This window comes from Saccharopolyspora hordei, from assembly GCF_013410345.1.
Taxonomy (GTDB): Bacteria; Actinomycetota; Actinomycetes; order Mycobacteriales; family Pseudonocardiaceae; genus Saccharopolyspora; species Saccharopolyspora hordei.
This window is the reverse complement of record NZ_JACCFJ010000001.1, coordinates 1,979,165-1,991,354: the sequence shown is the minus strand read 5'-3', so window position 1 is coordinate 1,991,354 and position 12,190 is coordinate 1,979,165. Positions and strand designations below refer to the sequence as shown.

General features: G+C 75.2%; 10 protein-coding genes. 1 reads left to right on the top strand and 9 read right to left on the bottom strand.

Annotation, left to right across the window (positions count from 1 at the left end; genetic code table 11):
* Nucleotides 1–434 precede the first annotated feature (434 nt).
* From HNR68_RS09385 to cobO, 6 genes are all read right to left on the bottom strand, one after another.
* A complete protein-coding gene (locus tag HNR68_RS09385) occupies nucleotides 435–1,865 on the bottom strand; it encodes a pyridoxal-dependent decarboxylase (RefSeq protein WP_179719579.1) in 1,431 nt (476 codons plus the stop codon).
* A gap of 54 nt (nucleotides 1,866–1,919) precedes the next feature.
* Nucleotides 1,920–3,665, bottom strand: a complete 1,746-nt coding sequence (gene cobJ, locus HNR68_RS09380; RefSeq protein WP_179719578.1) for a precorrin-3B C(17)-methyltransferase — start codon at nucleotides 3,663–3,665, stop codon at nucleotides 1,920–1,922.
* Between the two features lie 65 nt (nucleotides 3,666–3,730).
* A complete protein-coding gene (cbiE, locus tag HNR68_RS09375) occupies nucleotides 3,731–4,933 on the bottom strand; it encodes a precorrin-6y C5,15-methyltransferase (decarboxylating) subunit CbiE (RefSeq protein ID WP_179719576.1) in 1,203 nt (400 codons plus the stop codon).
* Nucleotides 4,934–5,134: 201 nt separating this feature from the next.
* On the bottom strand, nucleotides 5,135–6,616 hold the full coding sequence (gene cobM / locus HNR68_RS09370; protein WP_179719574.1) for a precorrin-4 C(11)-methyltransferase: 1,482 nt from the start codon (nucleotides 6,614–6,616) through the stop codon (nucleotides 5,135–5,137).
* A 269-nt stretch (nucleotides 6,617–6,885) separates the two neighbouring features.
* A complete protein-coding gene (locus HNR68_RS09365) occupies nucleotides 6,886–8,244 on the bottom strand; it encodes a cobyrinic acid a,c-diamide synthase CobB (protein WP_179719572.1) in 1,359 nt (452 codons plus the stop codon).
* The gene (cobO, locus tag HNR68_RS09360) at nucleotides 8,238–8,852 is read right to left on the bottom strand and encodes a cob(I)yrinic acid a,c-diamide adenosyltransferase (protein WP_179719570.1); all 615 of its coding nucleotides are present in this window, start codon (nucleotides 8,850–8,852) and stop codon (nucleotides 8,238–8,240) included. The genes HNR68_RS09365 and cobO overlap by 7 nt, the downstream gene beginning before the upstream one ends.
* A gap of 123 nt (nucleotides 8,853–8,975) precedes the next feature.
* Here cobO and HNR68_RS09355 point away from each other — a divergent pair, with 123 nt between their 5' ends.
* Nucleotides 8,976–10,136, top strand: coding sequence for an MFS transporter (locus HNR68_RS09355; RefSeq protein ID WP_179719568.1), 1,161 nt, complete (start codon nucleotides 8,976–8,978; stop codon nucleotides 10,134–10,136).
* A gap of 33 nt (nucleotides 10,137–10,169) precedes the next feature.
* On the opposite strand, the gene HNR68_RS09350 is transcribed toward HNR68_RS09355, so the two are convergent.
* From HNR68_RS09350 to HNR68_RS09340, 3 genes are read right to left on the bottom strand one after another with little or no spacing between them, the layout of a single operon-like run.
* Nucleotides 10,170–11,456, bottom strand: coding sequence for a WXG100 family type VII secretion target (locus HNR68_RS09350; RefSeq protein ID WP_179719566.1), 1,287 nt, complete (start codon nucleotides 11,454–11,456; stop codon nucleotides 10,170–10,172).
* Between the two features lie 4 nt (nucleotides 11,457–11,460).
* Nucleotides 11,461–11,769: a type VII secretion target gene (locus HNR68_RS09345; RefSeq protein ID WP_179719564.1), complete on the bottom strand. Its 309-nt coding sequence runs from the start codon at nucleotides 11,767–11,769 to the stop codon at nucleotides 11,461–11,463.
* Between the two features lie 14 nt (nucleotides 11,770–11,783).
* Nucleotides 11,784–12,173: a YbaB/EbfC family nucleoid-associated protein gene (locus HNR68_RS09340; protein ID WP_179719562.1), complete on the bottom strand. Its 390-nt coding sequence runs from the start codon at nucleotides 12,171–12,173 to the stop codon at nucleotides 11,784–11,786.
* Between the last annotated feature and the right edge of the window lie 17 nt (nucleotides 12,174–12,190).

Here is a 12,190-nt window from a genome sequence, read left to right as displayed (position 1 = left end):
TGGTCCGCAGCCCGCGGGTCGCGCTCTGCGGGGTGGCCCTGCTCGGCGACCTCGCCGCCGGCACCGCGCTGTGCGTCGCCGGTGTCGCGCTCGCGGCGCGGCCGGGTCCGGACCCGGTGGCCCGGTTCGCCGCGGACCTGCTGGCCGCCTGCGCGGTGACCCTCCTCGCGGCGGCCCGCGCGACCACGCCGGAGCAGGCGTCCGCGCTGCTGCTGGCCGGACCGCCGGCCACGCTCGCCGTGCTGTCCGTCGGGCTGCTGTGCGCCGCGGTGGGCGGCCCGGTGCTCGCGGCGGTCGTGCTGCTGCCCGGCCTCGTCCCGGGTTCCTGGGCGCCACCGACCGGTGCGGCCGTGCACGCCCTGCACGCCGCCGCCGCGGGCGAGCGGCCCGGGAACCTGCTCGTGCTCGGCGGGTGCGCGCTGGTCGCGGGCCGGCTAGCCGACCGCCTCCTGGATGCGCTTCCACGCGGCGAGCACGTGCCGGCGCTCGGTCTGCGGCGACCCCACCGCGAACCGCAGCACCGTCCGGCCGTCCACCTTGGTGTGCGTCAGGTACAGCTCCCCGGAGGCGTTGAGCGACTCCATGACCTCGTGCGTGCGCTCCTCCGCCTGCTCCGGCGACAGCTCCGGGAACCGCGGCCGGAAGCACACCAGTCCCAGCGGGTGCGGCTCCAGCAGCTCGAAGCGGGGGTCCTCGCGCACCCAGTCGGCGAACTCCTGCGCGAGCCCCACCCCGGTGCGGATGTGCTCGCGCAACCCGCTGGCCCCGTACCAGCGCAGCACTGACCACAGCTTCAGCGCCCGGAACCGCCGTCCCAGCGGCACCTGCCAGTCGCGGTAGTCGATCACCTCACCGGACAGGGTGGCCGGGTTGCGCAGGTACTCCGGCAGGATCGACAGCGCGTCGACCAGCGGCCCGCGGTCGGCCAGCCACAGCAGGCTGCAGTCGAAGTTGGTCAGCAGCCACTTGTGCGCGTTGGTGCAGTAGGAGTCGGCGAACTCGCCGACCCCGTCGTTGATCCAGCGCAGCTCGGGGCAGATCGCCGCCACGCCCGCGTACGCCGCGTCGACGTGCAGCCAGACCCCGCGCCGCCGGCACACCTCCCCGACAGCGCGGACCGGGTCGATCGCGGTGGTCGACGTGGTGCCGACCGTCGCGCACACCAGGGTGGGCACCGCACCGGCCGCGAGGTCCTCGGCGATGAGGTCGTCCAGGTGCTGCGGGTCCATGCCGAGCGTGCCCGGGTCGACGGCGACGACCCGCACGTTGTCCGCGCCGATGCCCACCATCCGCGCGGCCCGCTCCAGGGACGAGTGGGTGTGCTCGGAGACGTAGAGGGTGTGCCGCCGGGTGATGCCCTTCGCCGCGACGTCGCCGCCGCTGACCCGCTGCAGCGCGGCCAGGCAGGCCACCAGGGCGGCGCTCGACGCGGAGTCCTGGATGACACCACCGCCCGCCGCGTCGGTGCGGAAGTGCTCGGGCAGCCCGAGCAGCTCGGCCATCCAGTCCACCACGACGGTCTCCAGCTCGGTGCAGGCCGGGCTGGTCGCCCACACCATGCCCTGCACGCCGAGCCCGCTGGAGAGCAGGTCGCCGAGGATGGCGGGACCGCTGGCGTTGGCCGGGAAGTAGGCGAAGAAGCTGGGGTGCTGCCAGTGCGTCACCCCGGGCAGCAGCACCTCGTCGAGGTCGCGCAGCACCTCCTCGAACGGCTCGCCCCGCTCGGGCGGGTGCGCGGGCAGCTGCGCCCGGACCTCGCCCGGCCGCACCTGCGACCGGACCGGGTGCGACTCGATGCCGGCGTGGTAGTCGGCGATCCAGTCGACGACCTGCCTGCCGAAGACCCGGAACTCCTCCGGTGACATGTGTCCAACCACCCCGCCAGCCTGCCACCGACCCCGGCCGCGGACCAACGCGCGTCAGGGGACGTCGGTGGCCATCCAGCGGTAGCCGCGCGGGGTGACCATCCGATGACCGACCACTGTGGACTGCGAGGAGCCCACGACCACCACGGTGGACATGTCCACCTCGGCCGGGTCGAACTCGCTGATCGGGGCGCACCAGACCCGCTGGCCCGCCCGGGTCGCCCGCTGCACCGCGCCGACCGGGGTCGTCGCCGGGCGGTGCTCGGCGAGGATCTCCAGCGCGCGGGCCAGCTGCCAGTCCCGCTGCCCGGAACGGGGGTTGTACAGGCAGACCACGAGGTCGCCCTCGGCCGCCGCGCGCACCCGGCGTTCGATGACCGCCCACGGCGTGCGCAGGTCGGACAGGCTGATGAGCACGTGGTCGTGCCCGAGCGGCGCGCCGAGCAGGGCCGACGCCGCCAAGACCGCGGTCACCCCCGGCACCCCGACGACCTCGATGTCGACGTCGGCCTTCTCCAGGGCCGGGCCGGCCATCGCGTACACCCCGGCGTCGCCGGACCCGACGAGCGCCACCGCGCGCCCCTCGCGGGCCAGGGCGACCGCCTCGCTCGCGCGGGCCTCCTCCTCGCCCACGCCGCTGGTGCGCACCTCGGTGCCCGGTCGCAGCAGGTGCCGCACCTGGTCGACGTACTGGTCCAGGCCGACGACGACGGAGGCGCGGCGCAGCTCGGCGTCGGCGCGCGGCACGCGCAGGTCGGCCGCCCCGGGGCCGATGCCGATGAGCGCCAGCCGCCCGCGGGGGCGGATCCGGGCGGCGGCCACGGTCACCCCGTCGCCCGTGGTCTTGGGCACGACCAGCTCGACCGGGGCGCCGTAGCCGAGCTCGGCCGCGGCGTGCAGCGCCGAGGCCTCCGCCACGCTGGGGGTGCCGGTCACCGCGCCCACCGCCGCGCTCGGGTGCGGGACCTCGACGGCGGCGAGCACCTCGGACGGGTAGGTCAGCAGCGCCAGCTCGTCACCCCCGTCCGCGGAGTGCCAGAACCCGAGGTCCTGCACCGCCTCCAGGACGCCGGCCTCGTCGGCCTTGCGGTCCGCGCTGGCGATCGCCCGGATCGCGCGCGGGTCCAGGCCGTGCTCGCTGTCCAGCAGGGCGATGGTCTCGGTCACCGCGGTGCGCGACACCCCGCGCGCCGCGCCGACCCCGACCACGAGCGTGCGCGGGACCAGCCGCAGCGTCCGCTGCTCCCGCTCGGTCGGGCGGCGGTCGTCGATCACCACCGTCCACCACGGCGCCTCGACGTCCGGGGAGACGTTGGGCGGCAGCGCGGGCAGCGGGAAGCCGTGCGGGTTGACCAGGCGCACCGGTGCGCCGTCGAGCACCGCCGCCCCGCAACCGGCCAGGTCACCGTCCACCGCGGCGTCGAGCTGCTCGACCAGCTCGTCCAGCGGGCTGGTGCCGGTGCCGTCGGAGGCCGTGGTGACCACCGGCCGGCAGTCGAGGACGTCGGCGACCTGCTCGGCGAGCGCGCCGGCCGCACCGGTGAGCGCGATGGCGAACCGCCGCTCGTCGTCCACGCAGACCACGGCCGGGTCGGTGCGCTCGTCCCGCAGCAGCGGCGCGACCAGCCGCACCGCCGGCCCGCTGGCCAGGAAGAACACCGCCGCGTCGAGGTGGTCCCAGAGGCGCCGCACGGCGGACCCGATCGGCCCGTCGGCCAGGACCGCGTCCGGGCCCAGCCGGCCGGCGACCTCAGCGGCGGCGCGCCGTCCGGCCGCGGTCGTCGCGAACAGACCGATCACTGGTCCTCCCCTGCCTGGTCGACTGCCTCCTCCCGCATCGTCCCACCCGCGCGACGGGCGGCGTCCTACTGCTTCTTCCAGCCGGAGACCAGCACCACCGGGTCGGCCGCGTCGAGCCGGGACGCGCCGTCGGGCAGTTCGGCCAGGCGGTTCGCGGAGATCTGCACGCCCTCCACCTCGTAGCCCGCGGAGCGCAGCGCGTCGCGGGTCGGTCCGACCCGGTCCAGCGCCGCCAGCGCCACCACGACGCGCGTCGCGCCCGCGTGCGCGCACGCCGCGACGACGTCGCTGCCGCCGGAGCCGACGAAGATCGAGTCCGGGCGGGGCAGGTCCCGCAGCGCCCGCGGCATCTCGCCCTCCTCCACACGGACGTCCACGCCGTGGTGGGTCGCGTTGGTCACCAGCCGCACCGCCTGCGCCTCGTCGGACTCCACCGCGATCACCGCCGCGCCCATCCGGGCGCACTCCACGGCCACCGACCCGCACCCCGCGCCGACGTCCCACACCAGGGTCCCCGGCCGCGGGGCGAGCTTGGCCAGCGCCACGGCCCGCACCTCGGACTGGGTGATCGCCCCGTCGCGGTGCGAGAACTCGTCCTCGGGCAGCGCCCAGCCACCGGCCGGCGGCACCGGTTCGCCGCCGACGATCCAGCCGCGGTGCGGCACCGCGTCCAGGTCCGCCAGGGACAGCACGATGTTCGGCTCGCGCCAGGTCCGCTCGGCCGCCTCGGCCGGGTCCAGGGTGACCACCGACTCGTTCGCACCGCCCAGGTCTTCGGCGACCACCATGGTGCGCCGCCACCCCTTGAGCCCCGAGCCGATCTGCGCGGGCCCGGCCTTCGGCGCGGTCGTCAGCACCACCACCGCCGGACGCGCGCGGCAGACGTTGATCGCCCGGGGGAGGTCCTGGGCGGTGGCGTTGACCACGACCACGTCGTCCCACGAGCGCCCGACGCGGGCCATCAGCTGCTGCACGCTCGACGTCGACGGCAGCACCTCGCACCGGATGCCGCGCTCGCGCAGCGCGCGCACCGCCCCGAAGAAGCCGGGATCGCCGGAGGCGAGCACCACCCCGTGCTCGTCGCCGGACAGCGCGGAGAGGGCGTTGAGCGCCGGTTCCAGCGGCCCCAGCTCGACCCTGCGCGCGTGGTCAGGCGCGTGCGCGTCGAGGTGCCGCTTGCCCCCGACCACCAGCCGCGCCGACTCCAGCGCCTGCGCAGCGCCCTGGGGCAGGGCACCGCCGTCGATCCCGATCACCGTGACTGCCACGTCACCCACCTCACCTCGGTGACCGCGACCGCGCGTCCCACCGACCCCGAACGCGCGACCGGCGGCCGCGTTCCTCGCTGTCCTCTCCCATACTGCTGCCACCCGCTCCGGGGGCTGGTGCGCACACGCCGACGGCGCGGTCGGCGTCTACTTCGGACGGTGTCGCGCCGGGCGCTCGAGCACGACCGCGGTGCCGCCGCGTCACTCGGCCTGGTCGTCCGGCTTCGCCGCGGTCCGGCGCTTCGCGGTGGTCCTCTTCGCCGTCGTCGCCGACTTCGTCCGCTTCCCGGTCCCGGTCTTCGCGGTCGCAGTGCTCTTCGCGGTCGCAGTGCTCTTCGTGGTCCCGGTGCTCTTCGTGGTCCCGGTGCTCTTCTTCGCCTTCGTCGTGGTCCGCTTGGCGGGGGCGGCCTTCGCGGTGGCGCGGGTGGTCGTGGTGCTCGCCGCGGAGGTCCGCCGCGACGCCGCCTCGGCGCGGACGGCCTGCTCAGCGGGCTCGGGAGCGCTCGCCGCGGGCTCCTGCTCCGGCGCGGCGGGAACCGGCTCGCTCGACACCGCCGGGTCCGGAGCGCTCGCGGCGGTGTCCTCGTGCGGTCCCGACGCCACCTCGGCACGGACCGCGACCGGAGCCGGCGCGCCCGACGCCGCGCTCACCGGCTGCGCGACCGCGGGCGCGCTCGGCTGCACGGCGACGTCCGTGCCGAACAGCGGCGTCTGCGCGGCGTCCACGCGGCGCGCGCTCGAGCGGGAGGCTGCCACGCGGGCCGTTCCGCGCGCGCTCTCCTGCCAGTCGCGCACCGCCCACCAGGCCACGTCGGACGCCCGCACCGCGGTGCCGCGGCGCGGGTCCTCCGCGTCCGGCTCGGCGCTGCGCCGTCCCGGGCCGGACCGGTGGGAGGAGCGGCGCGGGGTCGTGGGGCGCGCCGGGGCTTCCGCCGCGCGGCGGTAGGTGCGGGCGAGGTAGGAGTGCGCGCGGGACCCGCCGCCCGCGAGGCTCTTGCCGACGATGAACAGCGTGTTCCGCCACAGCTTGCGCTGCTTGACCGTCTTCTCCAGCTCGCCGATCGTGGTGCGCACCAGCATCTCGTCGGGCCAGGTGACCTTGTAGGCGACCAGCACCGGCGTGTCGTCCGGGTAGCCGCCGGCGCGCAGCTCCTCGACCAGCTGGCCGGTGCGCGAGGCGGACAGGAACACCGCCATCGTGCTGCCGTGCTTGGCGAACTCGCGCACCTCCTCCCCGGTCGACGTCCGGCTGCCGTCCACGCGGGTCACCACCAGCGACTGGGAGCCCTCCGGCGCGGTGAGCTCGCGGCCGACCGCGGCCGCCGCCGCGGTGAACGCCTGCACGCCGGGCACGATCTCGACCTCGACGTTCATCCGCGTGCACGCGTCGTGCTGGTCCTGGATCGCGCTCCACATCGACGGGTCGCCGGAGTGCACGCGGACCACCTTGAGCTTGTCCCGCTCGGCGCGGCGGTAGACCTCCAGGGCTTGCTCGTGGGTGAGGCGGGAGGAGTCGATCAGCTCGGCGTCGCTGCGCGCGTGCTCCTGGACGCACTCCGGCGCGACCACGTTCGCGGACCACACGACGACGTCGGCTTCGGCGATCCGCCGCGCGCCGCGGACCGTGATCAGGTCGGCCGCGCCCGGACCGGCACCGATGAACGAGATCCGGCCAGTCAGCATCGTTCTCCTCTTCCGCCTCGGGGTGGAAGCACTACCACAGCGGACGACTGCGGCGCGACGTCCACTTCGGACAGCAAGTGCGGCGGGGAGCACCCGCGCGCCCTCCGCGAGGTGCCCCGGGGGCGCGGCTCGTCGAGCCGCCGCCCGCCTTCGCGAGTGATGACCGTACCGCGTGCCCGCGGCACCCCCTGCAGGGCGGTCACGTGGTGCTCAGCGCTGCTCACCTGCCGTGACACCGCGACGGCGGCCACCCCGGGAGCGCAGCGCGGTCACCGCGCGCACCGGGCCACGAACCGCTCGACCGCTGCCGGGTGCGCGGCGGGGTGGGTGTGCAGGTAGGACGCGTGCACGCCGCGCTGGACGAACCCCTCGCGGTGCGGCCCGGTCTCGCCGCGCCAGAACCACGCGGGATCGGTGCCGTGGCCGGGATCCAGGACGGTGCGGTGGAATTCGTGCCCGCTCACCCGCGTTCCCGCGGCGAACAGGGCGGAATCGGCGGCGGCGACCGCGTCCCGGTAACCGAGCGTCAGGCGCGACGACATCCGCGCCCGCGCGGCGAGCACCCCGCACAGCGGGTGCCCGTCGACCTCCTCGGCCAGGTAGAGCAGTCCGCCGCACTCGGCGTGCACCGGCGCCCCGCGGGCGGCGAACGCGGCGATCTCCTCGCGCAGCGCGGAGTTCGCGGACAGCTCGGCCGCGTGCTGCTCCGGGAACCCGCCCGGCAGCACCAGACCCGCGGTGCCCTCGGGGAGCCGTTCGTCGGTCAGCGGGTCCACCACGGCGACCTCGGCACCGGCGGCCTCGAGCAGCTCGACGTGCTCGGCGTAGGCGAAGGTGAACGCCCGGCCCCCGGCCACCGCGACGACCGGCGAACCCTGCGGCGCGACCTCCTCCCGCGGGTCCCAGACCGGCCCGTCGAGGTCCGGTGCCGAGCGCGCGATCTCGGCGACCGCGTCGAGGTCCACGGACCGCGCGACGACCTCGGTCATCGCGTCCACCGCGCGGACCGCCTCCGCGCCGCGCTCGGCGGCCGGGACGAGGCCGAGGTGCCGGGACGGCACGGCGAGGTCGTCGGTGCGCGGCACGGCGCCGAGCACCGGCAGGCCCGCGGCGTCCGCGGCCTCCCGCAGCACCTGCTCGTGGCGCGGCGACCCGACCCGGTTCAGGACCACCCCGGCCACCCGCACCTCGGGCCGGTAGCTGCGGAACCCGTGCAGCAAGGCGGCGAGGCTGTGGCTCTGTCCCCGGGCGTCGACGACGAGCACGACCGGCGCGGCGAGCAGCTGCGCCACGTGCGCGGTGGACCCGACCGGCACCCCGTCGCCGGTGCCGATGCGGCCGTCGAACAGCCCCATCACACCCTCCACGACGGACAGTTCCGCCGCGCCGCGGCGGAACAGCGAGGCGATGCGGTCCTCGCCGACCAGCACCGGGTCCAGGTTCCGCGCCACCCGCCCGGCGGCGACCCGGTGGTAGCCGGGGTCGATGTAGTCCGGTCCGACCTTGAACGGCGCGACGTCGGTGCCGCGGCGCCGCAACGCGCCCAGCAACCCGGTCGTGACCGTCGTCTTGCCGTGCCCGGACGCCGGGGCGGCGATGACGAGCCGGGCGTGCCCGGAGGTCACCACTCGATGCCCTTCTGGCCCTTCTGCCCGGCGTCCATCGGGTGCTTGACCTTGGTCGTCTCCATCACCAGGTCCGCGGCGTCGACCAGCTGCTGCGGGGCGTTGCGGCCGGTGATCACGACGTGCTGGTGGCCGGGCCGGTCGCGCAGCGTGGCCACGACCTCCTCGACGTCGACCCACCCCCAGTTCAGCGGGTAGGTGAACTCGTCCAGCACGTACATCCGGTGCCGCTCCTCGCGGATCCGCCGCGCGATCTCGCGCCAGCCCTCCAGCGCCGCGGCGGCGTGGTCCTCCTCGGTGCCCTTCTTGCGCGCCCAGGACCAGCCCTCGCCCATCTTGTGCCACTCGACGGGGCCGCCCTGGCCGGTCTCGGCGTGCAGCCGTCCCAGCGCGCGGAACGCGGCTTCCTCGCCGACCCGCCACTTCGCCGACTTGACGAACTGGAACACGCCGAGGGACCAGCCCTGGTTCCAGCCGCGCAGCGCGAGCCCGAACGCGGCGGTGGACTTGCCCTTCATCTCGCCGGTGTGCACCACGACCAGCGGTCTGTTGCGCCGCTGGCGGGTGGTCAGACCATCGTTCGGCACGGTGGAAGGCTGTCCCTGAGGCATGCCCCGACCCTATCCGCCGATCTCCCCGGAGCCGGGACGGGCAGCGCGGGTGGTCAACGTCACGGCTCCCGCGGCCCGGTCGTCGGTGAGCATGGACGCCACGTCGTGGGGAGGAGCCCGTCCATGCCGTCCGCCAGGCCACCGCTGGTGCTGTCCGCGGCCACGTTCATCTCGAACTTCGACCGGTTCGCCGTCACCCCGATGCTGGTGCTCATCGCGCTCGGGATGCGGGTCCCGCTGGCGTCCGCGGTCGCCGCGGCCAGCGGCTACTTCCTCGCCTACGGGTGCCTGCAGCCGGTGTGGGGCGTGCTGTCCGACCGGTTCGGGCGGATCGTCGTGATGCGCGGGACGCTGGCCGGCGCGGCGGTGGCCGGGCTCGCGTCCGCGCTGGCGCCGGACCTCACCACGCTGGTGGCCGCGCGGGTGGTCACCGGCGCGTGCGTGGGCGCGATCGTGCCGTCCTCGCTGACCTACGTCGGGGACACGGTCTCCCCGGACCGGCGGCAGGGCGCGCTGTCCGACCTCATGGCGGCCTCGGCGATGGGCACCGCGCTGGCGACCGCGGTCGGCGGGGTGCTCGCCGGACTGCTGGACTGGCGCGTCGTCTTCGTCCTCCCCGCGCTGTGCGCCGGGACGTGCGCCGTGCTCATCGGCCGGCTGCCGGAACCGGAGCGCGCCGCGGTCGCCGGGGTGCGCGCGCACCTCGCGACGGTGCTGGCCAACCGCTGGGCGCTGCTGGTGTTCGGGCTGGTCTTCGTGGAGGGCGCCGTGCTGCTGGGCGTGCTGACCTTCCTGCCGTCCGCGCTGGTGCACCACGGCGTCAGCGTCGCGGTGGCCGGGCTGGCCACCGCCACCTACGGCGTCGGGGTGTGGCTGTCCTCCCGGCTGGTCAAGGCGCTGGGCGGACGGCTGGCGGTGTGGCAGCTGATCGCGCTCGGCGGGTCCTCGATGGCCGTCGGCCACCTGGTCGTGGCACTGCGGACGGACGTGGTGACGGTGGTGGTCACCGCGCTGCTGCTCGGCGGTGGCTGGTCGTTCCTGCACTCGTCCCTGCAGACCTGGGTGACCTCGGTGGTCCCGGAGGCCCGCGGGCTGGCGGTGTCGCTGTTCGCCTCCGCGCTGTTCCTCGGCAGCGCGGCGGCGTCGGCGGCGGGCGGGCACCTCGCCGACCACGGCAGGTACGCGCTGCTGTTCGGCACCGCCTCGGCGACCGCGGTCCCGCTGCTGGTCGTCGCCTCCGTCGCCCACCGCCGCTACCAGGCCCGGGTGGCCACGCGCGCGTGACGGCACCCGGGCGCCGTCACGCGCGCGGGCCCGTCACTCCGGACGCGGGAGGTCGCGGTACCCGTCGCGACCGTGCTCCCCGGTGTACTGGCCCCGGGCGTTGTAGCCGTCGTAGTACGAGCCGGAGTCCTCGTCGTAGTTCTGCTCGTGGTACTGCTCCGCGCCGAGCACGCCGCGGATGGTCGCGCTCTCCGGCCGGAGCACGTTGGACACCCGGTCCATGCCCTCGGAGAAGCGCCCGCTGTACCCGGCGTTCTGGGCCGCGTCCTGGACCGTGCGGCCGAGGCCCTCGCTGACCGACCGGCCCGCGTCGTCCGCGCCGTGCATCCAGCGCAGACCGTGGCCGGCCAGCTGTTCGGAGCCGCGGGTGATGCCGGTGGCGGCGTCGGCGGTGCGGCCGGCCGCCGTGGTGAGGCCGTCCGCCGCGCGGGTCATGCCCGTCGCCGCCGTGCTCAGGCCGTCCGCGCCCGCCGTGGCCGCCCGGCCCGCCGCGTGCGTGGCCCCGCCGAGCGCCGGGGACACCGGGAACGCCTTCGCGCCCGTGGTCACCAGGTCGGCCCCGATCTTCGAGCCGACCTTGGCCATGTCGTCCAGCGTCCGGGCCATGAGCGAACCCGCCTTGCCGAGCTTGGCCAGCAGTTTGCTGATCTTGGCGGTGATCTTGCCGATGGTCATGCCGACCCGCCCGGCCGCGTAGGCCAGGTACCCGGCGACCGTGGCGCCGAAGCTGACCACCGAGCCGGCCAGCGCCGCCAGCGCGCCCTTGATCAGCTCCGCGACGACCGAGGCGATGATGTCGCGGATGATGCCGCGGGTGGTGGCCACCATCGTCCCGGCGGTGGCGATCGTCGCCGAGGCGCTGCCCGCGCTGATGGACAGCGCCTGCAGGCCTTCGGTGTACTGCTGGACCTGCTTGGCGTAGGCGTCCTTGGCCTGGCCCGACCACTCGGCGGTCTGCTCCTGGGCCTTCTTGGGCAGGTCCTCGGCGAGCTGCTGCAGGTCCTCCTTGATGGAGTTCCAGGTGTCGGCGCCCTCCTTGATCGCGTTCGGGTCACCGGCCACGAAGTCGAGCAGCTCGCGCAGCGGCGCGAGGTGCTCCATCAGCCAGCCGACACCCGCGGCCAGCGCGGAACCGACCGGGTCGATCGTCAGCAGCAGGCCGTCCAGGGCCAGCACACCACCGCTGGCGGCGAGGTCGCCCCAGTCGCCGCTCTGCACCGCGTTGGCGGTGGCGCGGGCCGAGTCCACGATCCCGGCGCCGGCGCTCCAGCTCCCCGACTCCAGGGACGGCGACTCCACATCGACGAACATCGACGACATCAGGTCACACCTCGATCTTTCCGATGTTGTCCGCGTTGCGCTGGTCGTCGCTCTCGTAGTCGGCCGCGCACGCCCGCACGTTCTCGCCAAGCACCCCGGTGCGCTGGGAGAAGGTGCGGATCTGCTCGGCACCCTGCTGCGAGGTCTCCCGCGCCTGGAAGGCGAACATCTGCCCGACCAGGCCGAAGGAGTCCACGCCGAAGCTGACCCCGTTGGCCTTGTCAGCGGCGGCCGAGACCTTCTCGGCGAGGTCCGACAGGTAGTCCGAGTGCGACCGCAGATCGGCGGGCCGCACGGCGAAGTGCTGCGTCATCGTGCTCACTCCGTTCAGCGCAGGAAGGACTGCGGCGGTTCGTCGTCGTGGTCGTCCACCTCGGGGCGCCGGGACGGGGTCCCCTCGGGCTCTGGCTCGGGCGGCAGCTGGGAGCGCAGGAACTCCATCCCCGCGGTGCCCGCCACCGGCTCGACCGCGCTGACCACGCGACCGGCCACCGCGGCCTGCGCCTGCCCGGCGAGCTGCAGGATCGTCGTCCGCAGGTCCGCCGCGCTCCGGCGCATCGCGCGCTGGTCGATCTGCAGGTCCTTGAGCGCACCGTTGGCGCCGACGGTGACCGACACCGTCCCGTCGGGGTCGCTGGCCGTCTCGGCCATCTCCTGCATCTGCTGCTGGATCTGCTCGGACTGGCGCACCATCTCGTCAGCCCGTTGCTGCATCATCGCCAACCACTGTTCCG

Bases quoted from the DNA above. Each gene is read 5' to 3' on its own strand.
- HNR68_RS09385 (WP_179719579.1), bottom strand. From the start codon at position 1,865: ATGTCACCGGAGGAGTTCCGGGTCTTCGGCAGGCAGGTCGTCGACTGG.
- cobM (WP_179719574.1), bottom strand. From the start codon at position 6,616: ATGCTGACTGGCCGGATCTCGTTCATCGGTGCCGGTCCGGGCGCGGCC.
- cobO (WP_179719570.1), bottom strand. From the start codon at position 8,852: ATGCCTCAGGGACAGCCTTCCACCGTGCCGAACGATGGTCTGACCACC.
- HNR68_RS09355 (WP_179719568.1), top strand. From the start codon at position 8,976: ATGCCGTCCGCCAGGCCACCGCTGGTGCTGTCCGCGGCCACGTTCATC.
- HNR68_RS09350 (WP_179719566.1), bottom strand. From the start codon at position 11,456: ATGTCGTCGATGTTCGTCGATGTGGAGTCGCCGTCCCTGGAGTCGGGG.
- HNR68_RS09345 (WP_179719564.1), bottom strand. From the start codon at position 11,769: ATGACGCAGCACTTCGCCGTGCGGCCCGCCGATCTGCGGTCGCACTCG.
- HNR68_RS09340 (WP_179719562.1), bottom strand. From the start codon at position 12,173: ATGATGCAGCAACGGGCTGACGAGATGGTGCGCCAGTCCGAGCAGATC.